This window comes from Rhodothermales bacterium, from assembly GCA_039944855.1.
Taxonomy (GTDB): domain Bacteria; phylum Bacteroidota; class Rhodothermia; order Rhodothermales; family JANQRZ01; genus JBBSMX01.
In genome coordinates, this window is sequence record JBDUXZ010000008.1 from 44,924 (window position 1) to 67,813 (window position 22,890).

The 22,890-nt window shown below is 71.8% G+C and carries 22 protein-coding genes; 16 read left to right on the plus strand and 6 right to left on the minus strand.

The features are described from left to right. Window positions 1–50: 50 nt before the first annotated feature. The 6 genes from ABJF88_05565 to ABJF88_05590 all read right to left on the minus strand — a co-directional run bounded on the left by ABJF88_05565 (window position 51) and on the right by ABJF88_05590 (window position 5,430). Complete coding sequence (locus tag ABJF88_05565; protein MEP0546379.1) at window positions 51–1,442, minus strand: efflux RND transporter periplasmic adaptor subunit; 1,392 nt, start codon at window positions 1,440–1,442, stop codon at window positions 51–53. A gap of 4 nt (window positions 1,443–1,446) precedes the next feature. Further along, complete coding sequence (locus ABJF88_05570) at window positions 1,447–2,877, minus strand: TolC family protein (protein ID MEP0546380.1); 1,431 nt, start codon at window positions 2,875–2,877, stop codon at window positions 1,447–1,449. A gap of 115 nt (window positions 2,878–2,992) precedes the next feature. Then, on the minus strand, window positions 2,993–3,427 hold the full coding sequence (locus ABJF88_05575; protein MEP0546381.1) for a hypothetical protein: 435 nt from the start codon (window positions 3,425–3,427) through the stop codon (window positions 2,993–2,995). 152 nt (window positions 3,428–3,579) lie between these two features. Continuing rightward, on the minus strand, window positions 3,580–3,906 hold the full coding sequence (locus ABJF88_05580) for a metalloregulator ArsR/SmtB family transcription factor (protein ID MEP0546382.1): 327 nt from the start codon (window positions 3,904–3,906) through the stop codon (window positions 3,580–3,582). Between the two features lie 200 nt (window positions 3,907–4,106). Then, window positions 4,107–4,568: a hypothetical protein gene (locus ABJF88_05585; protein MEP0546383.1), complete on the minus strand. Its 462-nt coding sequence runs from the start codon at window positions 4,566–4,568 to the stop codon at window positions 4,107–4,109. A gap of 55 nt (window positions 4,569–4,623) precedes the next feature. Then, window positions 4,624–5,430 (minus strand): undecaprenyl-diphosphate phosphatase, encoded by an 807-nt coding sequence (locus ABJF88_05590; protein ID MEP0546384.1) that lies wholly within the window; start codon window positions 5,428–5,430, stop codon window positions 4,624–4,626. A gap of 1,714 nt (window positions 5,431–7,144) precedes the next feature. Between ABJF88_05590 and ABJF88_05595 the strand changes: the two genes are divergently transcribed. From ABJF88_05595 to ABJF88_05670, 16 genes are all read left to right on the plus strand, one after another. After that, window positions 7,145–8,173, plus strand: a complete 1,029-nt coding sequence (locus ABJF88_05595; GenBank protein ID MEP0546385.1) for a tyrosine-type recombinase/integrase — start codon at window positions 7,145–7,147, stop codon at window positions 8,171–8,173. Between the two features lie 5 nt (window positions 8,174–8,178). Then, window positions 8,179–8,592, plus strand: a complete 414-nt coding sequence (locus tag ABJF88_05600) for a FlgD immunoglobulin-like domain containing protein (GenBank protein MEP0546386.1) — start codon at window positions 8,179–8,181, stop codon at window positions 8,590–8,592. Between the two features lie 112 nt (window positions 8,593–8,704). Next, complete coding sequence (locus ABJF88_05605; GenBank protein ID MEP0546387.1) at window positions 8,705–8,956, plus strand: hypothetical protein; 252 nt, start codon at window positions 8,705–8,707, stop codon at window positions 8,954–8,956. Then, window positions 8,953–10,701, plus strand: a complete 1,749-nt coding sequence (locus ABJF88_05610) for a metal-dependent hydrolase (GenBank protein MEP0546388.1) — start codon at window positions 8,953–8,955, stop codon at window positions 10,699–10,701. Before ABJF88_05605 ends, ABJF88_05610 begins: the two co-directional genes overlap by 4 nt. A 196-nt stretch (window positions 10,702–10,897) precedes the next feature. After that, on the plus strand, window positions 10,898–11,809 hold the full coding sequence (locus tag ABJF88_05615; GenBank protein ID MEP0546389.1) for a hypothetical protein: 912 nt from the start codon (window positions 10,898–10,900) through the stop codon (window positions 11,807–11,809). A gap of 108 nt (window positions 11,810–11,917) precedes the next feature. After that, window positions 11,918–12,265 (plus strand): hypothetical protein, encoded by a 348-nt coding sequence (locus ABJF88_05620; protein MEP0546390.1) that lies wholly within the window; start codon window positions 11,918–11,920, stop codon window positions 12,263–12,265. 11 nt (window positions 12,266–12,276) lie between these two features. Further along, window positions 12,277–13,152 carry a hypothetical protein gene (locus ABJF88_05625; GenBank protein ID MEP0546391.1) on the plus strand — a complete coding sequence of 292 codons (876 nt, stop codon included), beginning with the start codon at window positions 12,277–12,279 and terminating at the stop codon, window positions 13,150–13,152. 7 nt (window positions 13,153–13,159) lie between these two features. Continuing rightward, complete coding sequence (locus ABJF88_05630) at window positions 13,160–14,830, plus strand: hypothetical protein (GenBank protein ID MEP0546392.1); 1,671 nt, start codon at window positions 13,160–13,162, stop codon at window positions 14,828–14,830. A gap of 45 nt (window positions 14,831–14,875) precedes the next feature. Beyond that, window positions 14,876–16,021: an AAA family ATPase gene (locus ABJF88_05635; protein MEP0546393.1), complete on the plus strand. Its 1,146-nt coding sequence runs from the start codon at window positions 14,876–14,878 to the stop codon at window positions 16,019–16,021. Window positions 16,022–16,107: 86 nt separating this feature from the next. Further along, window positions 16,108–16,476, plus strand: coding sequence for a hypothetical protein (locus tag ABJF88_05640; GenBank protein ID MEP0546394.1), 369 nt, complete (start codon window positions 16,108–16,110; stop codon window positions 16,474–16,476). A 64-nt stretch (window positions 16,477–16,540) separates the two neighbouring features. After that, the gene (locus tag ABJF88_05645; protein MEP0546395.1) at window positions 16,541–16,708 is read left to right on the plus strand and encodes a hypothetical protein; all 168 of its coding nucleotides are present in this window, start codon (window positions 16,541–16,543) and stop codon (window positions 16,706–16,708) included. A 100-nt stretch (window positions 16,709–16,808) separates the two neighbouring features. Beyond that, window positions 16,809–16,955: a hypothetical protein gene (locus ABJF88_05650; protein ID MEP0546396.1), complete on the plus strand. Its 147-nt coding sequence runs from the start codon at window positions 16,809–16,811 to the stop codon at window positions 16,953–16,955. A gap of 67 nt (window positions 16,956–17,022) precedes the next feature. Then, window positions 17,023–17,685 carry a thermonuclease family protein gene (locus ABJF88_05655; protein ID MEP0546397.1) on the plus strand — a complete coding sequence of 221 codons (663 nt, stop codon included), beginning with the start codon at window positions 17,023–17,025 and terminating at the stop codon, window positions 17,683–17,685. An 89-nt stretch (window positions 17,686–17,774) separates the two neighbouring features. After that, window positions 17,775–19,673 carry an endonuclease gene (locus ABJF88_05660; protein MEP0546398.1) on the plus strand — a complete coding sequence of 633 codons (1,899 nt, stop codon included), beginning with the start codon at window positions 17,775–17,777 and terminating at the stop codon, window positions 19,671–19,673. After that, window positions 19,582–21,660: an ABC transporter transmembrane domain-containing protein gene (locus tag ABJF88_05665; protein MEP0546399.1), complete on the plus strand. Its 2,079-nt coding sequence runs from the start codon at window positions 19,582–19,584 to the stop codon at window positions 21,658–21,660. The genes ABJF88_05660 and ABJF88_05665 overlap by 92 nt, the downstream gene beginning before the upstream one ends. Continuing rightward, on the plus strand, window positions 21,657–22,889 hold the full coding sequence (locus ABJF88_05670) for a biotin/lipoyl-binding protein (protein ID MEP0546400.1): 1,233 nt from the start codon (window positions 21,657–21,659) through the stop codon (window positions 22,887–22,889). The genes ABJF88_05665 and ABJF88_05670 overlap by 4 nt, the downstream gene beginning before the upstream one ends. Window position 22,890 lies beyond the last annotated feature (1 nt).

The window sequence follows — 22,890 nt, forward strand, 5'->3', positions numbered from 1 at the left end:
GGGGGTTCAGTCGTGCTTCGATGTGCGAGGAGGGCGGTAGGCAGGCGCGATCAGTGACCGTGGCCGCCTTCCATCTCGCTCTTGCCGAGCTCGGCCTTGAGCGCGAAGGCTCCGGTGGCGACGTAGCGCTCGCCGGCCGAGAGCCCGCTCGTGATCGATACCTCGTCGGCCGTCCGGTCGCCGACCTCGACGGGGCGGGCCTCGAACCCCTCGTCCGTCTGGACGAAGACGGAGGGCGTGCCCTCGACGTCGATCACGGCCGTCTCGGGCACGACGACGGCGACCTCGGCCTCGTCCACGGCGATGAGGCCGGTGACGAACTGGCCCGGGCGGAGCAGCCCGTCGGGGTTTTGGGCCACGACGCGGGCAATCGCCGTCCGCGTCTCCTCGCCCACGATGGGGCGGACGTAGGAGATCGTCCCGCGCGTGCGGGGCTGGTTCGGGCCGAGGTCGATCACGACGGTCTGCCCCTCGCGGACGACGCCGAGGTCGCGCTGGTAGACGGAGAGGTCCACCCACACCGTCGAGAGGTCGGCCATCTCGAAGGCGTCGGTGGCCGCCTCGACGGCCTCGCCGGGGACGACGTTCTTCTCGAGGACGCGGCCTGAGAGGGGAGCCGTGAGGGGGTAGGTGACGAGGCTCCGCTCGCCCCGCTGCGGGAGCGACTCGATGTAGGCGTCCGAGAACCCGAGCGCGATGAGCTTCTGGTGCGCCGTTCGCGTGCGGATGCGGGCCTCGGCCTGCTCCTGCCGCGCCTCCAGGTAGTCGGCCTGCGAGGTGATCTCCTGCTCGTAGAGCCGCTCCTCGCGCTCGAACGAGGTCCGGGCCAGCTCCTCCCGTTCCACGGCGGCGAGGTACTCGGCCGAGAGGTCGGCCAGCTCGCGGCTCTCGATGACGGCCATCGTCTGGCCCTGCCGGACGTAGGAGCCCACGCTCACGCTCACGCTCCGGACGATGCCGGGGAGGCGGGGCGTGACCTGGGCGTAGCGGTCCTCGTTGGCGCGGACCTCGCCCGGCAGCTCCTTCTCGACGGCCATCGTGCCCGGCCCGGCCGTCCGCACGTCGATCCCGAACTCCTCGACCTCGGCTGCGGTGAGGACGACGAGCTCTTCCTCGGCGTGCTCGCCCTCTTCCTCGGCGTGCTCTCCTTCCTCCTCACCGGCATGGTCCTCGTCGGCGTGGTCACCGGTCTCGATGGTGGCCTCGTCCCCGAGCGGCTCGCCGCTCCGTGCGACGAAGAACCAGACGAGGACGACGACGGCGAGGAGGCCGATGCCGAGCGCGAGCAGGCGGGCGCGGCGGTTCTCGGCCAAGTAGGCCCGCAGGCGGACGCGGGAGCCGAGCGCGGTCGGCTGCGATTCCGGGTTGGGAGGCCGCGGGATGGAACGGTCGGGCCGCGAGGGCGGCGTCACCGGCGGGGTGGGGTTCGTGTGCTCGTTCATGGCGCTACTCGTTGTCGGGGTTGGGGAGGACACCGCTCGCGGCGGCGTCGAGGGGGGTGGCGACGAGCCGCTCCACGGCGGCGCGGGACTGGGCGGCGTCGGCGAGGGCGTCGGCGAGGGCGTTCTGCGTCTCGACGAGCGCGCGCTGCGCGTCGAGCACGGCGAGGAGGTCGTACTCGCCTTCCCGATAGCCCGTCTCTATGCCTTCGAAGGCAGCACGGGCGTTGGGGAGGGCGTCGTCACGGAGCGTTCGGGCCGCTTCGGCGGCGGCGGCGTAGGTGCCGTAGGCCTCGGCGAGGTCGCGCTCTACGCGGAGCAGCGCGGCCTCGGCCTCGGCCGCCGTCCCGCTCACCCGCGCGCGCGCGGCCTGGATCGCGCCCCGGTTCGTGTCGAAGAAGGGGATCGGGATCGAGACGCCCGCGGTGACAGCGGCCTCGCCCACCTCGTTGAAGTAGGTCCCGCCCGCCCGGAGCGTCGGGTCGGGGATGCGGCGGGCGCGCTCCAGGGCCACCTGCGCCTCGGCCTGCGCGAGCGCCGTCCGGTACCGGGCCACGTCGGGGTTGAGGGCTATGAAGGGGAGGAGTCGCTCGAAAGGCGGGACGTCGGTGAGGCGGTCGAGATCGCCCGCCACGTCGAGGCCGACCACTGACACCCCGAGGAGCGGGGCGAGGCGAGCGCGGGCGGCGTCGAGGGTGCGGCGAGCACGCCCCAAAGCAGCCTCGGACGTAGCGGCGGCCACCGCCGAGCGACGGGCCTCCAGCGGCGAGATGGCCCCCGCCTCGGCGCGGCGGGTCACAGCGTCGGCGAAGCGGGCCGCGATGTCGCGCTGCTCCACCGCGAGGGCGAGCCGGGTCTCGGCCGCGAGCACGGACGCGAAGGCCTGGTGGACCCGCGTGACGAGGTCGAGGCGAGCGGCTTCGAAGCTCCACGCCCCGAGCTCCGCCCCGCGTGCGGCGACGGCGGCACGGGCGCGGCGGTCCCCGCCGAGCTCGATCGTCTGGGAGACCCCGGCCCCGACCTCGGCCGCGGCGGTGCCCGCGCGGTCGCCACTCCCACCGAACTCCTCTATGCCGGCCTCTAGCCCGGGGTTGGGCGGGCGAGCGGCCTGGTACGCCTCGCCCTCTCGGGCGCGCACCTCGAAGGCCGCCGCGCGGAGGTCGGGGTTCTGCGCCAGCGCGAGGGCGACCGCCTCGTCCAGCGCGAGCGGCTCATTGAGCGCCTCGTGGTCGGCTGCGTCGACCTCGCCGGGTGGGTCGGCCTCCGATTCGGCACCCGTTGGGGGTGCATAAACGGGGGAAGGGAGGACCGGGCCGAGCGGGCGCGGTTCGGGATAGGTGAGGTCGTAGGGGGCGGCGCAGCCGGTGGCGAAGGCCACGAATGCGGCGGTGGCCCCGAGCCACGCCAGTCGGCGCAGCGCGAGCGGGGGGAATACCATGTGCCTGGATCTCCTGATCGTGGACGATGGCCGTACCGGACGGGCACGGCGGTCGGGGTCGGCTGCGGCTACGAGGACCGGGATCGGTCGTCGAGCAGCCGGGATCAGGAGCGGCTCAGATCAGCAGCACCACGCTGCGAAGGGGAGCCGGGTCGGATGGCAGGCTTGCCTCTCCTGCCTTAGACGTAGACGCTACCGAAGGCTGGACCGGGAGGCGGTCGAGCGGCGGGAGGAGAGCGGCGACGGACAGGAGCGTCTGTGCCGAAGGGCCAGTCTCCGTCTTGAACGAGGCGCAGTCCGCGTCGCCACCGCTCGGGAGCGGGACGTCGGTGCACGCGGTGCAGTGCGTGTCGTCGAAAGGGGCAGACTCGTCATCCCCGTCGGTGCAAGCCGAACCGATAGCGCGCTCGACGGCTACCGCGCCGTCGGCCTCGATGCAGAACACGGCCCCGGCGGCGTGGGCACCCAGCGGCGCGAACAGCATCAGCGTGCTCAGCAGCCAGACGGCCGGAGCGGATTGCGCTTTGATGTGGTGGAGGCCGAGCATCAAGTGGAGACGGGGTTGCCACGTGTGAGCGTGCATTCATATGAAAGATAGACCGCCCGGTTCCCACCGGCAACCTCTTCACTGTTTACTCTCACGCACGTTCTGTCCACGCTCTCCGGCGCGCTGCAAGGTCGCTGCTCCTACTGCATGCCTGGTCACCTGACCTCCCGTCCGTGGTCGAGCGCGGCCGAGAGGATGTCGTGGACGTGGTCGTCGGTGAGGCGGTAGTATACGTAGCGCCCCGCTCGTCTCGTAGCGACAAGGCGGGCCTCGCGGAGGACGCGGAGCTGATGGCTCACGGCCGACTGCGTCACGTCGAGGGCGTCGGTGAGGGCGTGGACGTTCACCTCGCCCGCCCGTAGCAGGCAGAGGATGCGGAGCCGCGTCGGATCGGCTACGCCCTTGAGCAGACGCACCGATTCCTCGACCACGTCGGTCGGTGGAAGCTGCTCGTCGGAAGCTGCGGAGGGATCGGACACCATCGAAAAAGGAGCGGGGTTACCCCCATAGTACGGTACGGAAGCCTCGGCGTTGCCGACTGGCCCCGCGTTCTGCTCTCGGCCGGCGAACTCCTTCACCGCGCCTCCGGGCGGGCTGAGGCGACCGCAGCCCACGACCACCCGCCGTCTTCTACCAGGCCCCGGAGCAGCCGACGGCGGCGCGCCTCCCGCTCCACCGCCCGCTAGAAGTCGCCTGCTGCCTCCGTAGGCGCCCCGACCGAGGCCACGGCCGCGAGGTCCGACGTCGGAGGTACTCTGTCCGAGGGTTCGGTTAACGCATCGCCGAGGGTGGTGAGGAAGCTGCCTACCGTGCGGCGGGTCGGCTCCACAATCGCCGGGGCGGGGCGTGCGTCCGGTGCCACGCCCTCGGTCAGGATCAGGAGTGCGTCGTCGAGGACGGCCACGGCCGGTCCCAGCGCCGTCCGCCGCTCGGTGCTGTGGAAGTAGTGAAGGATGGGATAGGCAGCGTGCCGCTGGTCGTGGTGTTCGAGCGCCGAGCCGAGCGACGGGAGGTGCTGGTCGAGGCCCGCGAAGCCGCTTCCATCCCAGGCCCGGCGCACGACGTCCGACGGCGTCTCACCGAGGCTGTGGATGGACCCCGCGAGCTGCCGCTTCGCCGCGACGGCGGAGACGACCGACAGCACGTAGGTGATGGCGAGCGTGACGGTCCCGACGACCCGCTCCGGACCCCGCGCCGTATCACGCGATCCACCCGTAGTAGAGCAGGAGGAGCCCGCCGAAGCCGATCCGGTACCACGCGAACGGCACGAACGTGTGGTCGGAGACAAACCGGAGGAAGAGCCGGATCACGAGGGCCGCCGCCACGAACGACACCCCGAAGCCGACGGCGAACACAGGCACGTCGGCTGTGGAGAGGAGGTCGCGCCCCTGCCAGAGGTCGAAGAGCGTGGCCGCGACCATGACGGGGATGGCGAGGAAGAACGAGAACTCGGTGGCGGCGCGGCGGGAGCAGCCGAGCGCGTAGGCCCCCATGATGGTCGCCCCCGCGCGTGAGGTGCCGGGCACGAGCGCGAGCACCTGCGCCAGCCCGATCCCCAGCGCCGTCCGCATGGGGATCACGTCCACGTCGGCGATCGGCGTCGGCGGCCCCCACCGCTCGATGAGGAGGATCACCACGCCGCCCACGACGAGGGCCACGGCCACCGTGAAGGGGTTGAAGAGGTACGCCTTGATCCACTCGTACGTGAGGAGCCCCACGACGGCGGCGGGGAAGAACGCCACGGCGAGGTTGAGCGCGAGCCGGCGGCTGGTCGGGCTCGACGGGAGCGTCCGCACGACGCGGCCGATCTTCTCGCGGTAGAGCCAGACGACGGCGAGGATGGCGCCGAGCTGGATCACGACGTCGAACACCTTGGCCGTCTCGCCGGTGAAGCCGAGCCAGTCGCCGACGACGATGAGGTGGCCCGTCGAGGAGACGGGGAGGAACTCGGTGGCGCCCTCGACGACGCCGAGCACGAAGGCCTTGAGGAGTTGGAGCAGGTCCATGCGAGGGGGTGCGGTGAAGGAGCAGGAGGGGCGTAGTGAAGGGGGAGGGCCGCCGCATTGCGGCCGAATGATAAGGACAGGCAGGACGGGTAGAAGGTGCCGGGGCGGCTGGCCAGCTGTTCACGTCCCTGCCCTCGTGATCTGCGGGCTGCGGGTCCGGCCGGACCTGAAGGGGCGGGTGGCCTCGTGCGGTAGCGGTCGGTCCCGGTTCGATGGAGTACCATAAACGGCCCCCTGGCACGCCCACGGGGACTCTGTCTCAATCGCCTCATCCGGGTCATCTGCGCCGGCATGGTCGTACCAGAACCCGTCCCGCTATCTACGTCCCGGTAACCCCGGCCACCTCGGCTTCCGGGAAACCCGCCGGACCCCATCCCGCTGGGGCGCGCAGCCAGCTAAGGGCCAAGGACAAGGAGCAACATTCGTGTTCGGCGTGGCATCGCTCGTTTTCCCTGTGCACGAGACCGCCCAGGGCCGAGCGACGGCGCATACCACGGATCACCGTCGAGACGATCTACCCTGTGTTATCCACGAATACGAACCCCATCACGTCCCGAATAGCAGCCCCATCATCGAATACGGACCCCATCACCCTATATGTATGGGGTCCGCCGCTGCGCTGAATACGGACCCCATCACCTTCTAACTATAGAGTCCCAACCCCCGCTCCGGCCGGCGAATACGAGCCCCACCATCCTGTAATACCCACCCTCTAATCCCCCTGTAACAGGTTCGCCTTCCTTGTGGATAAGACGACACCCGGCTCTCGCCGGGCGGCTCGATCCCGGATGAGAACACGGGGTTTGCAATAGCGGATATACCGGCCGCTCCGCTTCCCCTCCCGCTGTGCCGGCTGCGCCCTCCGCCGACCCCACCGGCCGGCCGCTCCGCGGCCTGCGCTCCCCTCCTCGCCTCGCCATCCCCCACCGGCGAAGAGCCTCGACGACGGGGCGCTGCGAATCTCCCGCTCCCTCCTCCCCACCGTCCCACTCCGACCGACCGCTGGGCGACCGGCGACAGACCGGAGCGCCTATACCCTGATCGCCCCCCCGCCGGACCGAACCGGGGACAGGGGCACGGGGCGCGGCGACGGCACGCTGCGCAGAGCCAGCTCCACCGCCCGCGCGAAGAGCGACCCCAACCTCCTCCCCACCGCGCCCTTCGCCGAGTCATTCCCCAGCCCCGAGGCGCTCCCGATCACCAGGCCCGGAGCATGGACCGGGAGCCCGCGCGAGACGCGCCCCTCCCCTTTCGGTCGCCCCGCCCCAAACGGGCTGCCATGCTGGCAGCCGCCTCGACGCAGACCGAATCGCCGATTCCGTCTCAGCCGACGCGATCCCCACTCATCGCCCGATACGGCCCGCAATCCCGCCCTCATAACAAAGGTTATGCGGACACCGCAGAAAAAAAAGCCCCCGGACCGACCGAGGAATCGCCTTATAAGGGGCACGCGCGAATCGGCGTAAACACGTTCCAATCCAAACTTTTGAGGCCCCGCCTTCACCCTCCCGCACCCCCCTCCCATCGGGCACCCGACGGCGTCGACGCCGAGACGGCTTGACAATGTCCCAGGCCGTTCCCCTTCTTTCCACCGTGTCAAACAGATCGGTTGCTTGACACCCCTCGCGCCCCGTCCGGCCACTCCCCTCCTGCCGTGGAGCCTACCCGGTACCCCAGCGATCCACCCCGCTCCGATGCCCCTCGGCCGGTCCCGATGACCTACGTGGAGGCCGTCGAGCTCTTCATCGCACGGACCGGCCACACCCGCACCGGCAGCGCCCACACCGCGAGCGCCTACCGCACGGACCTCCGCCACTTCGGCACCGCCCTCCACAACGCCCGCCTCCGCTTCGACGCCGTCTCCCGCCGTGAGGCCGAGCGCTACCTCGCCCGCCTCAGCGCCGAGGTCGCCCCCCGCTCCGTCCGCCGCCGCGTCTCGTGCGTCCGCTCGTTCTACCGCTTCCTCCGCGGCATCGAGGCCGTCTCCGCCAACCCCTTCGACGCCCTCGACCTCCCCGCCTTCGACCGCAAGAGCGAGACGCACAAGGTCCTCGACGACGACGAGTTGGCCGACGTCGTCGAGCTCCTCGGCCGCGACGTCCAGCACGCCGACCGCCGCCTCGCCGACGCCCCCAGGGGCCGGCGTATGCGCGCCTTCGCTACGCTCTTCTCGGCCGCCCGCCGCCGCGCCGCCTTCAACCTCATGGCCTTCGGCGGCCTTCGCCGCGGCGAGGTCATAGGGCTCGACCGCGACGCCATCGTCTCTCGCCCCGACGGCTTCGCCCTCTCGTTCGTCGGCAAGGGCGGCAAGTCCCGCACCGTCCCCCTCGTCGGGTTCGTCTACCCGGCCATGTTCGACTGGCTCACCGTCCGCCGCCACGTCCCGGCCTCCTCCAGCGCCGTGTTCGTCACGATGACGGGACGGCCCCTCGATCCCAAGCAGCTCGAACGCGACTGCGCCCGCATCGGCGAGCGCGCCTGCACCCGCCACCGCCTCACCCCGCACGTCCTCCGCCGCACCTTCGCCACCCGATCCCTCCGCGCCTCCGGCGACATCCGCGCCGTCCAGGTCCTCCTCGGCCACGCCTCCATCCAGACCACCGAGGTCTACACCCACGTCGACGAGGAGGGCCTCCGCGAGCTCGTGGAGGCCACCGCTCTCGCCTCCACCACCGGACGCGCGGCCGGCGCGCGCGAGCACGCACGCGGCCCCCTCCTCCGCTCCGTCATCACCTCCGTCTAGCTCCCATGCGACCCGCTGCCCCCTCCCTCCTCGCGCTCCTCCTCGCCGCACTCCTCCCCCTCGCAGGGTGCACCCCGCCCGTCGGGGCGACCGACCTCGACGTCGTCTCGGGCTTCCGCGTCTCCCCCACCTTCAACGCCTTCACCCAGCCGTGCGAGATCCGCTACACCCTCGACGAGCCGGCCTACGTCCAGATCCGCATCACGCGCACCGAGCCCGATGGCTCGACCGCCCTCGTCCGCACGATCACGGCCGAGCAGCGCGAGACCGCCGGCCCTCGCACCGCTGCCTGGCGCGGCGTCGGACCCAACGGCCTCTTCGCTCCCCAGGGCGAATACACCGTCGAGCTCTACGCCCGCCTCGACGGCTCCGACCGCACGACCACGTGGACCCTCACCACCATCATGTACCGAGCCTGAACGCAACCCCGGTCCAACCCGAGAGAGCGGAGGTCGCGGGAACAGCGGCTCACCCCATCCCTCCCCGCTTCCCCCCTCGTCCTCCGCTCCTCACCCTTTCGCCTACGCACCCATGCCCCGCCCGCCCCTCACCGTCCTCCTAGGTCCCAACAGCTACCTCGTCCACGACCCCGGCGTCGCCGAGCTCTTCGGGACCGACACCCTCCCCCTCCCCTTCACCCCGGACGCTGACCCCGACACCGTCCTCGCCCACCTCCGCCGCATCAACCCCCACCGACTCGTCCTCCTCGGCGACCCCGTCCTTCCCTCCTCTCCGCGCCCCTCCCCTCCACACCCCCATCCGCCCATACCCTCCCACCCGTGAGACTCGGCACCCACCTCGCCGGAGGCGTCCTCGCCTACACCGTCAGCGCCACGTTCTTCCAGCTCCCGTGGACCGCCACGGGCCTCGTCGCCGCGGCCACCGCCGCCGTCCTCCCCGACATCGACACCCGGGGCTCCACCGTCGGCCGCGTGTGCACCCCCGTCGCCCGGCGCATCGAGCGCCGGTGGGGCCACCGCACCATCACCCACTGTTACGCCGCGCAGGGCACGGTCGCCGCCCTCGCCCTCCCGTTCCTCTGGCTCGGCCTCCCCCACCTCTACGCCGCCGCCGTCGCCGGCTACGTCTCCCACTGCTTCCTCGACACGTGGACCGTCCAGGGCGTCCGCGTCTTCTGGCCGTGGTCCGACCGCCGGGGCGTATTCCCCTACTACAACCGCCAGGAGACGGCCTACCGCACCACCACCGGCAGCCGCGTCGACACCTTCTTCGGCGTCGGCTTCCTCTGCCTCACCGTCCCCTTCGCCGTCGTCCAGATCGACGGCTACCAGCGCCTCGTCCGCCGCGTCCAGGCCGACGCCTCCGCCGCCGTCCGCGACTTCCTCGACTGGTCCGCCGACGGCTACCTCGTCTCCGTCTCCGTCGAGGCCTCCGACCCCCAGCACCTCCGCCGCCTCTCGGGTACCTTCGAGGCCATCGGTACCACCGGCGCGAACACCCTCCTCGTCCGTGACTCCACCGACGGCCGGGTGTTCTCCCTCGGCCCGGCCTACTCCGCCAACTTCCAGCCCGACCGCGTCCTCGCCCACCGAGGCCCCCACGTCTCCGTCTCCCGACGCCGCGTCGACCTCGAAGGCCGCGTCCTCGCCGACCTCGAATCCCTCGTCCCGACCGGACCCGACGGCACCCCCCTCCGCCACCTCATCGACGGCCAGGTCACCGTCACCGAACCCGCCGGCGTCACCCCCGACGACCACCGCTTCGATACCGTCACGGGCTCCGACCGCCGCCTCTCCCTCCAGTTCGCCACTCTCGCCGACCTCGAACGGCTGAACCTCTCGGGCCTCATCGTCGAGACGGGCACCGTCACGCTCCGCGTCTACACCCGCGACGGGGAGGCCGAGCGCTCCGACCCCGGCGGTGCAGGCTCCAGCCCCCTCTCGGCCTCCACCGTCCGCCGCGTCGCGTTCGCCCACAAACCCTCCGAACCGCCCCGCCTCCTCGTCTCCGAGGGGGATACCGTCGCCGTCGGAGACACCGTGGCCGTCCTCGCCCCCGCAGCCGCGCAGCACGCCCGCCTCGACATGGACGAGGCCCGCGCCGACCTCGACGCCGTCCGGGCCGAACCGACGCCGGCGACCTCCGACCCCGTTATCCTCCGCGCCCGCATCGCCTACGCCGAGGCTCGCTCCCGCCGCATCGCCGATCGCCACGCCGCAGGCTTCGAACCAGCCGCCGCCGTGAACGATGCCCGGGCCGAGGTAGACGACCTCCTCCAGCAGCTCGCCCAGGCCGAGGCCCGCACCGCCGACTGGCGACGCGACAAGGCCGAGCGCGTGCGGAAAGCCCGCGCCCGCCTCACCCGCGCCGAGCTCCGCGCCGCCCAGGCCGACCGCGACACCTTCGTCCGCTCCGCCGGGGCCGGCGTCGTCCGCCGCATCGAGCGCCACCCCCGCCCCGACCGCACCGAAGTCCGCGTCGTCCTCGTCGCTCCCCGCGCCACCGACGACCATGCCTCCGCCACCCCGCCCACCAACCCCCACGCCGCCCGACCTCCCCGGCCGTAGGGCGCGGCCACAAAAAACGGCCACCGGGGGCTTACGGCCCTGCCCCGGTGACCGCCGGATCGACGATCTGTCGGATCTGCGATCCAGACCGACCCTCAACCAGAGTAGCCGACCTGTCCGCATGATACGATGGGAAGGCCCCACACCCCACCCCGCGGGCGTCCCTCGCTGGGGCAGGACCAACCCCGACTTCCTCATGCGACTCCATCGCTTCCTCCTCTTGACCGCGACCGCGGTCCTCCTCGTCCTCCCCCTCCTCCTCGCCGCCTGCGACACGGCCGAGCCCGCCCTCGACCCCGTCGGCCCCGAGCCCATCGAGCCGATCTCGAGCGACCAGCAGGCCCTCGTCGCCGCTGCCTTCGCCGAGGTCGAGGAGCTCTTCGCTCTCGGCTTCGACGGCAGCGCCCGCAGCGCGGCAGCCACCGCAGACGGGGCGGGCGCTTCGATGCGCGCCCTCGTCGACACGACGACCTACACCGGCGTCTACGACGCCGTCAACACGAAGGGCTACCTCGCCACGCTCCAGTACCGCGAGCCCCAGGGCGTCGGCGTCTGGACCGCCCGCGTCCAGCACGCCCGCCCCGTCACCTACGACGGCGCCACTCTCGACGCTGTCGAAACCGTGACCCTCACGTTCCTCACCTTTGCCGACCTCGAAGCCTTCCTCGCCGACCTCGCCGCCGGCGCCAACGCCTACCTCGTCGGGACCTCGACCGACCCCGAGGCCGCCTTCTCCGGCTTCGACACGTGGCGCGTCGCCCAGGTGTTCAGCCCCGGCGAGGGCCTCGCCGTCGTCGGCTTCACGAATGCCCAGCTCCGCGAGTCCGTCACCGTCCGCGAGCCCGTCGCTACGCTCAACGCGAACGGCACCGGCACCGTCCGCGACGGCGGTGCCGCCGGCGCCATCCGCACCCGCTACTTCGGCGCCGACTTCGCCGTGGACGACGAGGGCAACGCGACCGGCACCGTCCTCCGCACCCTCCTCTCCTCCGGCGACACCGCCGACGGCTCCGTCGTCTCGCGCTCGGATTACCCCGACGGCACCTTCCGCCAGACCCGCCAGCGCGGCGGCGACGGCGTCGTCGTCCGCGAGAACACGCAGGGTTAACCCCCCTGCTGATCTGATACGGTAGACCGCTCTCTCCTGCGTCCCCTCTCCCCATCCGGGGGAGAGGGGCAGGACGCGGGGACCGTCCTTCCCCCTACCCCCACGACCATGCTCGACCACCTCGACCCCTTCCGCCGGCAGTCCGTCGCCCTCGCCCTCTACCGGATGCTCACCGGCTCCCGCTTCAGCATCTCCGTCGTCCGCGAGTGCCTCGACGTCGCCGCCATCGCTCCCCCCCGCGATCGGCTCGACGCCGTCGCCCTCCACCACTGCGCCGACTACGCCGACCTCCCTCCCGGCTTCCACGCCGAACTCGCCAGTCAGACCCTCGCCCTCTTCGCCGGGCGACCCGTCCTCGGCGACGGCTTCCTCAAAGACCTCGCGGCCGCGGCCGGCATCGACCCCACCGATGCCCCGACCGTCCAGGCCCTCGTCCCGACCTCCGCCCGCGCTTGAGCCCCGAACCGATGTGCGCCTCCTACGCCGACCGCTTCAACGATGAGGCCGAGCTCGACCCCGACGATGCTCCCGAGGACGTCCTCTCCGGCCCCCTCTTCACCCTCGCGATCCTCGCCGTACTCCTCGCAGTCTCTCCTGCACGTGCCCAGGTCCCCGGAGCCGACGGGCTCGCCCCCGCCGACGCCGTCGGAGCCCTCTACGCCGACACCTCCTCTGCGGCGGCCGAAGCCTCCCTCCACCTCGAACACGTCCGCCTCGACCTCGCCCGCCACGAGCTCCGCGCCGTCTCCGGCTGGCGCCGGCTCCGCCCCCAGCTCGACCTCTTCCTCTCCGTCTCCACCCGCGGCCTCGCCTTTCCCTCTATCAGCAGCCAGGGCTACGACCCCGCCTATGCCGCCATCTCCCGCTGGCCCGGCGACACGTGGGGCGTGACGCTCTCGTGGACCATCGACCAGGTCCTCGACCGCCGCCCCGTCCACCGAGCCCGCGCCGCCGTCGCGCTCGCCGAGGCCCGGATCGCCCTCACCCACGCCCGCCGCGAGCAGCACGAGGCCGCTCGGCGCGAGCGCCTCCTCGCTCGCGCCGAACGCGATGCCCTCATGCGCCGCCGGGCCGACCTCGCAGCCGCCCAGCTCCGCATCGAGGCCGCCTTCCTCACCCGCCGCCTCGACGCCCAGCGCGAGCTGCTCCGCCTCGCCCAGATGACCTACGACCAGGGCGAGTCCGACTTCTCCGCCCTCGCCCGCCAACGCCTCGCCACCCTCAGCGCCGAACACGCCGTCGCCACGAACACGGCTCGCCTCGCCATACTCGACGCCGGCGGCGACGTGGCGACCGCCTTCAGCACGGCATCCCTCACGCTCGACCCCCAGACCGACCGCTAGCCCCTCCATGCTCACCACCGCCCGGCCCATCTTCGAGAGCGTACCCGGATCGTTCTGCGATCCGGTCGGGCTGGCCGACCAGCAAGCCCAGGGCGTCGTCGCCCTCATCGTTGCCACCTACCCCGTCGAGAACCAACCAGCCTCCCCGTCTCAACAGAGCAACAACGCGCCCTCTCCCCCTTCTCAAGGAGGAGGACCGCGAGCCGACAGGCCGGCGAAGCCAACCGGGGAGGGGGTTTCAATAGAGCCCCCCTCCTCCACACCCGTCCCACTCGGCCCCGTCTATGACGCCTTCGTCGCCGTCTCCGGCCAGCTCCTCGCCGTTGCCCGCTCCACCCCCGACTACCGCTTTCCCGTCCAGCCCGCTACCGCCCTCCGCCGCTTTATCGACGCCCGCGACGCCCACCGTCCCGTATTCCTCTCCCTCTTCGAGCTCGACGAGGACGACTGCGCCCGCTTCCTCGAGACGGTCTTTTTCAGCGAGTGCCTGAAGCTCCACGTGGACGGCGTCGCCGACCTCGACCGCTCCGCCGCCCTCATCGCCCACCAGATCACGCACGCCGGATGCGGCGACGGACTCCCATCGGGCGTCCTCGAGATCAACGACTTCTCCGACCCTACCGCCCCGCGCGTCCGCCTCATCGACCTCGCCTCGACAGGCATCGCCGGCGAGTTGTGCGATACAAACGATCTCCCCTTTGACAAGCGGGCGTCCCCGCAGGGGGAGGGGGCCCTCGCCGACGCGCTCCGCCCTCACCTCGACGGCGTCACCGGCCGCGTGCTCCTCTACGACCGCGCCAAGAACCACGCCGTACTCCCCGACCGCACGGGTCACGGCTTCGACCTCGGAGCCGCCATCGAGCAGGCCAACCGCCTCGCCCTCGCCCGTCGCGGAGACGCATCCATTGTCGCTTCCGGCGACACCCCCGCCAGGGCGATGCACCGGGCCGCCGCCGAGCTCCGCGCCTCAGCCGACGACGACCAGACCGAGGCCGTCGAAACCTACCTCCGCGAACGCGCCGAGCGCCCCTGCCTCGTCTCCCCCGACCACCCCCACGCCTCCGCCCTCGGCACCCTCGTCGCCGAACTCCAGGGCCGCACACCGAAGGCGACACTCCCCACCGCCGCCGCTCTCGAATCCAGCGCCACCGACCAGCTAAGCACCACCGAAACGCTCCCTTCTAACCCCTCCACGTCCACGCCGCTGGGAGAGCAGAGCGCAAACGAGAACTCTTCCCCTTCCCAAGGGGGAGTACCGGCCGCAGGCCGGGGAGGGGGTCCCACACCCCCAAACCCCCACACTCCCACACCTGGACCGGAAACGGTCCGCCGACACACCCTCGCCACCGAGCTCGACCGCCTCCGCTGCGACGTGGTCGCCCTCTTCCAGGACGCCGTCACCCGCGAGCGCGCCCTAGCCCACGAATCCCACATCCTCACCGAGCACGCCATACCCTCCCCCGTCCCGCCCGAGCGCACGCCCGAGTACCTCCGCGCCCTCCTCACCGACGACCCGCCGCGCCGCTGGCACTTCTTCAAACGCCAGCGCGGCAAGACCTATGAGGAGGTCGCCGGCAAGCTCCTCGCCTTCCACGCCGCCCACAGCCACCTCGACACCCCCGAGGCCCTCCGCGCCGTCCACGACCTCACGAAGCTCTGGACCCGCCTCCACAGATAACCCACGTCGTAGGGGCGCAGCACGCTGCGCCCACACACGCTTCCCATGCCGACCTCCACAGCCCGCGTCCCCACGATCTCCCGGCCCGCCGCCCACGCTGCGGGCACGGCCGTCGGCTCGCTCCGGCCCGTCGGCGTCCCCGGTGCCCCCGACTCCACCGTCCTCACCGACCCCATCCGCCTCGGTAACGGCCACGTCCTCGCCGAACTCGTCGACCGCGCCGTCCTCGGCCGCCACACCCTCCTTCTCGGCCCCGAGGGCATAGGCAAGACCCGCCTCCTCGAAGACCTCGCCCGCGTCGCCGCCGGCCACCGGCTCCTCCTCGATGGCGACGCCCAGCGACGCGCCCGCCGCAAGCACGTCCAGATGCCGCAGCGGCCGGGCGAGGCGTTCACCCTCGTCTACGTCGCCGAAGCCGGACCCCACGGCCGCCTCGTGGACGCCCTCGCCCGCGCCTTCCACGAGCTGGCAATCCTAGCATTGCCAGGCGTGCCGCCCCCCCTCCGCGCTGGGGCCTGCGCCGAGCTTTCTTGGATCGAGGTCAAGAAGCTCCTCCGCACCGTCGACGAGCGCCAGACCGCCGTCGTCCAGTCCCTCCACGACCTCGCCGGCGGAGGCCGAGCCCCCCGCCTCCTCCTCGTCATCGACGCGCTCGACCGCGCCTCTTCAACCCAGGGCCTCTTCCTCCGCGAGCTCCAGCAACGCGCCACGATCGTCGGCGCCGTTCGCTCTCTCCCCCCCTCACGCTCGCTCCGCACCTTCTTCGCCACCTTCGGCCAGCTCCGCGTCGAGCCCCTCCCGGAGTCCCACACCGCCGCCCTCTTCGAGTACTTCGTCGCGCGCTACGCCGTCGCCTGCGCCGACCACCGCCACTACCGCCGCGAGGTCCTCCGCCGCGCCGAGGGCAATCCCTCCATCCTCCGCGCCATGATGCACGACGGCGCGCAGTCCCGCCTCGTCACCGAGCAGGACGTCCGCGACCTCCAGGCCCGCGACGACGCGCCCTTCTTCAACCTCGGCCTCGTCTACGTCTTCTTCCTCATCGGCCTCGGCGCGCTCCGCGTCCTCATGATCGGCGTCCGCAACACCGACCTCTACATCGTCCTCACCCTCGTCACCGTCCTTGGATACCTGATTTTCAGGGTATTCAGGACGTTTTTCATGTTCCAGCCCCGCCCCGAATCTAAATGACCTCGTCCCGACCGAGCACGCTGCGGGGACCGCTCGGACGGCCCTCCTCTCCCCGCTTCACGCCCACACCCTCAACCCCCAACCCCATGCGCCGCTCCCTCACGACGCTCCAGTCCCTGGCCCTCTCCCTGATGCTGTTCGGCCTCGCCGTCCAGATCTCGGCCGGTGCCCTCATCGCCACCGACAGCCCCCCGAAAGCTTCGCCCGTCGAGCACGTCGACGGCGATGGTCACCCCGATCACGGTCACCCGAGCACCCCGCTCACCGCCACACTCGTCGACGTCCACCGCGCCTCTATCGGAGGCGACGTACTCGACGCGCTCGCCGCCTTCTTCGGCGGCATCGTGGAGGTCCTGCGCGGGACGTACATCTGCGGCGACTGCAACCTCCCGAGCGACGACGGCTGCCAGTGCGTCTGCTGGAGCGGCAACCCCCGCCCCGGCGACTGCGACTGACCCACCCGCACGTCACCCCTGAACGTCCACACACCAACGCGTCCACACCCAAACCCCCGTCGCCATGCTCACGTGCATTCCCCACGACCTCCCCGCTCCCTCCCCTGACGCCGACGACGTCCGTACCGCCCTCGGTCCCCTCGCCACCGACGGCCTCATGGAAGCCGTCGATCACTACATCCCCACCCCAGACGTGACCGGCCACAATCCGCCGCCGACCGGCGGAAGCTGACGGCCCCCAAGCCGGAGCCTATCGTCTCCCCGGCCCGACCGCGTGCGCCACGGAGAGCACGCAGCCGGTTCCCTTCCTCCGTGCCCAGATCCCCACCCTCATGCTCCATCCCCCTGCCCGGAAAGCTGCCGACGCCGACGTCCGCGACGCCTTCGGCCCCCTCGCAACCGAACGGCTCATGGCGGCCGTCGACAGCTACATCCCGACCCCCGACGCGACGGAGAACCCGCCGCCGAGCGGCGGATGACCCAGTGCCCCGGCGCATGCCTCATCGCGCCGGGGCATTGCTGAACCCCTCTCGCCTAGAGTAGACCATGCGTGCTCCCGCCCACCGCCTCTTCCCGATCCTCTCGGCGAGCCTCCCCTTCGTCGCGGTCCTCGTGGCGTCCGCGCTCCTCGCCGGCTGCCGGGACGCGGACCTTGCCCCCGCCCGTTCCCCACGGACCGTCCCTCTCGCGGCCCCTCACGCGGAACGATATCCCGCCGTCGTCTGGCGTGTCATCGACGGCGACACCGTAGAGCTCGTCCTCGATGACGGGGACCCCATCGAAGAGGGCAAGTTCGTGAAGGTTCGCGTCCGGGGCATCGACACGCCGGAGCACCACGCCTCCTCGAAGCTCGACCGCGACGCCGAGCGCTCTGCCATCGACCGCCGGACCATCCGCACCCTCGGCACGGCAGCCACCGCGCATGCCGAGTCCCTCCTCCCCCTCGGCGCAGCCGTCACCATCGAAGGCTCGGACCGCGACCGCTACGGCCGCCTCGTCGCCTTCCTCTCGGCCGAAGACGCCGCCGGTCAGCCCTTCGACTTCGGCGGCCGGATGATAGGAGACGGCTACGCCCACGCCTACGACGGCGCCGGACGCTACCCCCACCCCCGCATGAGCTACTACCGCGCCCTCCAGCGCCAGGCCCGCGAACACGGCCTCGGCCTGTGGGCCGCCGATCCGGACGCCACCGCCCGCCTGTCCCCCTGAGAACGCCCCGCGCAGCACAACTCTCCCTCTCCCCCCGTCAAGGGGGAGTACCGCGTAGCGGGGAGGAGGTCCCTGCCGATCACGCGCCCATGCGATCCCCATCCCTACTCCTCCTCATCCTCCTCGCCTCCCCCACCGCTGCGCAGCCGTGCGAAGGACGGGGGTGGACGCTCCGCGCCTGCCTCCGCGCCACCTACAAACCGGCCGACCTCGCCCTCGACTACGACGCCCAGCGCGACCGTCTCTTCGCCGACGTGTGGCTCGAAACCGACACAGCCGGCGTCGCCCGGATCGAAGGGGCCTACGGCGGAATGACCGTCGTGATCGACCCCGACAGCGCCGCCTCCCCACGCGAGCAGGCACAGAGCCGCAGCTTCAACACCGAGCACGTCTACCCCCAGAGCCGCGGGGCCTCGAGTGGCAACGCCCGTGCCGACCTCCACCACCTCATGCCGGTGCAGGAGGCCATCAACTCCGCCCGCTCCAACTTCCCCTTCGATGAAGTGGGCGACGAGGCCGTGCTCTGGTGCCGGGTCGGAGGCTGCACCGCCACTCGGCCCACCACCTCCGGCGACGGCTCGTGGAGCCGGATCTACCGCGAGGGCACCGGGCCGTTCTACCACGACGGCCGGTTCGAGCCCCGCGACGCCGTGAAAGGCGACGTGGCACGCGCCGCGTTCTACTTCGCCACCATGTACCAGGTCGAGGCCGAGGACTCGATGACGTGGCCCGAGGGCCGCCGGTGGTTCCTCGACCAGCGCGACGTCCTCCTCGACTGGCACGAGGCCGACCCCCCCGACGCCGCCGAAACCGCGCGGACGTGGCGGGCCGCCGCCTACCAGGGCGACCGCCCGAACCCCTACGTCCTCTTCCCCCAGCTCGTCCGCGACGCCTTCTTCCGGGGGCAACAGCAGCAGGGCGGCGAGCCCGAGGTGTGGATCAACGAGCTCCACGCCACCAACGACGGCCCCGATACGGGCGAGGGCGTCGAGCTCGCGGGGCGCGCCGGGACCGACCTCTACGCCTGGCGGCTCGTCTTCTACGGCGGCCACGACGGCGAGCCCTACAACCCCATCGACTCCCTCGTCGCCGAGCGCGTGACGTTCGACCTCCCCATCCCCGACGAGGTCGGCAGGCTCGGGGCCGTCTGGCAGCCCGTGCGCGGGATGTGGAACCGCTGCAACGGCCTCGCCCTCTTCGACCCCGACCTCGAGCTCGTCCAGTTCCTCTCCTACGGCGGCTGCTCCTTCAACGTCGTCTCCGGTCCCGTCTACGACCACGCCCTCTCAAACGGCGCATCCGGCGACCCCTCCGACGGACCCGACGCCGACACGCCCGACAGCCTCCTCTGGAGTACGCCCCTCCTCGGCCTCGGCGGACACGGACGGCCCCAGGAGTGGGCGACGCTCCCGCCCGGCTACAGCCTCCAGCTCACCGGTGCGGGCGACACCTACGAGGACTTCACGTGGGGCGGCCCCTACCCCGCCACCCCCGGCCGATTGGGCGACTACCAAGCCCCAAGCGACGGCAACCGCACGAGCGGGTGGAAGCCCGGCGACGCAATCCCCGTCATCGCAGACGAGCTCACCCCGCCCCTGGCCGAGATCGCCGACGCATACCGAGCTACCCTCTTACTCTCCCCCTCAATGAGGGGGAGTACGGCGAAGGGACTCGTCCCGGAGCCGGGAGGGGGTCCTGACCACGCGCTTACCGTCGGCTCCCCCCACCCGAACCCTGCCCGGTCCCTCACCCGCATCGACGTGGCCGTCGCGCCCGACGCGCTCGGCGACGCTCCTGTCTCGGCCGAGGTCTACGACGTGCTCGGCCGCCACGTCACCACCAGCACAGTAAGGGGAACGCCCTCAGGCAGCGCCATCGACCTCAATGTCGCCGCCTTTGCCCCTGGCCTCTACGTCGTCCGCGTCACCACCACACGTCCCGACGGTCGAACAGAGACGGCTGCGCGTCGCTTCACCGTCGTCCGCTGAACCCCTCTCCCCCATCCCTCCACCCTCCCCATACGGCCTCCGCCGGTCCTTCCGCGACCTCGGCCGCCTCGCCCGCCTCTTCCGGGCCGAGTGGCCCGCGCTCGGCCGCGCTGGCGCGCTCTCCCTCGTCGTGGCCGGCTGCGCCGTCGCCGCCCCGCTCTTCACTGCCGCCCTCTTCGACCGGGTATACCCGTCAGGGAATACCAGCCTCCTCAACCTCCTCGTCCTCGGCCTCCTCATCACCCGTACCGCCGAGTGGGGCACCTTCGCCGTCTACAACTTCACGGCCTTCGCCGCCCGCGTGCGGATGCGCGACCTCGCCCGCCTCGCCCTCTTCAACCACGTCCTCCACCTCCCCGCCCGCCACATCGAGGCGAAGGGCTCCGGCGAGATCGCCGCCCGCTTCACCGACGTGAGGGACGTGCTCGACACCGGGGCCGACGCCGCGCTCAAGGCCATGAGCAAGGGCGTTTATCTGCTGGCCGTCCCCCCGCTCCTCTTCCTCCTCGACGTGCGCCTCGCATTCGTTGCACTCGTCGCCGTCCCTCTTACTGCCACCGTCACCGCAGGCCTCGGCACCGTCGCTAACCGCTACTGGCGACGGACCTACGCCGCATACGACGAGTGGAGCCGGCTCCAAGTCGAGGCCGTCCGCGAGGCCCGCACATTCAAGGCGATGGGCTGCGAGGGCGCGCTCGTCCGCCGCGCGCAACACGCCGTCGCCCGCGCCCACGCCGGCACGCTCCATGCGACGGCGCTGTGGTACGTCTGCACCGGCGCGAACGGGCTCGTCCGAGCCGCAAACACCGCCGCGCTCACCTGGTTCGGCTGGACCTTCGTCCTCGACGGCTCGCTCACCCTCGGCGGCTACGTCGCGTTCATGGCGTACGCTGGCCTCCTCCTCGCCCCCCTCTCTGCTCTCATCGACGCCGGCGGCCAGATCCAACGAGCGACCGTCAGCCTCGGCCGCGTGTTCGACTATGTCGATGACCCCGCCGAGGGCGATCCCGCCGAGACGTTCGCCCAACTCGCGGTCCAGGACACCGGAACACCGCCGCTGCCGATCGCGCCGCACGACCGCCTCACCGGGCGGCTCCGCATCGAGCGCCTCCGCTTCCGCTACGCCCCCAACGCGCCCGGCCTCGACGTCGAACGCTTCGAGCTGGCTCCGGGCGAGGCCGTCGCTCTCGTCGGCCCCTCCGGGTGTGGCAAGAGCACGCTCCTCCGCCTCCTCGCCCGCATCGAGCACCCCGACGCCGGCACCCTCGCCGTCGAGGCATCGACCGGATGGCGGCGGGTCACCTCCCTCCCGCTCTCCGCCTACCGCCGGCAACTCGCCGTCTGCTGGCAGGAGCCGGGCCTCCTCTCCTCCTCCGTCCGCGACAACCTCCTCCTCACCGTAGACGGGCTCACCTCGAACGGCCTCACCCCGAACACCCCACCACCGGCCGAGCAAGGCGCAAACCGATACGCTCCCCCTGCCGCGAAGCGGATAGGGGGAGGTCCGGCCGCAGGCCGGGGAGGGGGTTCTCCCGTAGACCCTCACCTCTGGTCCGCCCTCGACGTGTGCGCCCTCGCCAACCGCGTGGCCGACCTCCCCCACGGCCTCGACACCCCGCTCTCCGAAGGAGCCGCCGCCCTCTCGGCCGGCGAGCGCCAGCGCCTCGCCCTCGCCCGCACCCTCCTCCGCACCCGTCTCGCCCCACCGGGCTGCCCCATCCGCCTCGTCCTCCTCGACGAGGCCGCCGCCAACCTCGACACCGAGACGGCCGCTCGCGTCGTCTCGGGCTTCCTCGACGCGCTCCGCCACCTCTCCGACCCGCCCGCCGTCGTCCTCGTCACCCACCGCCCCGCCCACGCGGCCCTCGCCGACCGCACCGTAGAGCTCCCACTCTCCTCCCCCACACCACCGCCCGCCGCCGGCGACGGCCTCCCCGCACCGAGCACGCCCACCCCGACGGTGCCATCGGCCGAGTGGCAGCGATGAACCGGAGCTCCTCCACAACCACCAGCCAGCAGCTCCCCGTCTCCGGCGACGGCATCAGAGAACAGATACTCCCAGAGCTCGCCCTCCCCGACCCGGCCGCCGCACTCGGATCCGAGCCCGAGCGCGCGCGACGCACGGCCCGCCTCGTCCTCCGTACGGTCGCAGCCGTCTGCGTGCTCGCTGCCGTCGGCATCGCCACGGTCCCCATCGAGCGCACCGTCGAGCTCGACGGCCGCCTCGTCCCCGAACACGCCGTCCCCGTCCGCCCGCGCATCGGAGGACTCGTCGCCGAGATCCTCGTCACGGCCGGCGACACCGTGGCCGTCGGCGACACCCTCGCCCGCCTCGACGGACACGCCCTCCGCGCCGAACGTGCCGCCCTCTCGGCCGAGCGGGACCGCCTCATCGCCGAGCGCCACCATGCCGGGGCGCAGGAGACAGAGCGCGAGCGCGCCGCCGCCGTCGCCCTCACCCGGGCGGAAGCCTCGCTCCTCGCAGCACGGGCCGCGTACCGCCGCACCGCCGCGGTATTCCGCTTCGGCCAAGAAGAAACGGAGGCCCTCGGTGAAGGCGCACACGTCGCGCTCGACGAGGCCCGCGCTACACTCGCCGCCGCCGAAGCCGACGTCGAAGCCGCTCGCTACGGTGGAGCCGAGGCGTGGCGCGAGAGCTGGCACGGCCACGCCGCTCACCTCCGGCTCCTCGACGCCCACCTCCGCGACCTCGACGCCAGGATCGATCGCCTAGCCGTTCGCGTCCCTTCCACCCTCCTCCACGGCGCGATCGTGCTCACCGAAGACCTCGACCTGCTCCCCCACGCCCGCCTCGACGCCGGCGCCCCCCTTCTCGAGCTCGCCGCTCTCGACGGCGACGGCACGACGCCGTACGTCGTCCAAGCCTTCGCCCCTGAGAGATCCGCCCACCGCCTGCGACCGGGGATGCTCGCTCGGCTCACCTTCCCCGCCGTCTCCCAGGACCGACCCCGTCAGGCCACCGGCCGCGTACTACGCATCGGACCCGCCCCCGACGGCACCACCCCCACACGCTGGCGCGTCGAGCTCGTCCTCGACCATGCCTCCCTCGCCGCGATCACGGCTTCTCCGATGCACACTGGACACCGGATCACGCCCCGTTCAGGGCTCGCCATCCACGTCGCTGTCCGTGAGCGGCGTGAGACGGTAGCCGAAACCATTTCTTACTGGATCGCCGCTCGCCGTCTCAACCCGTGAC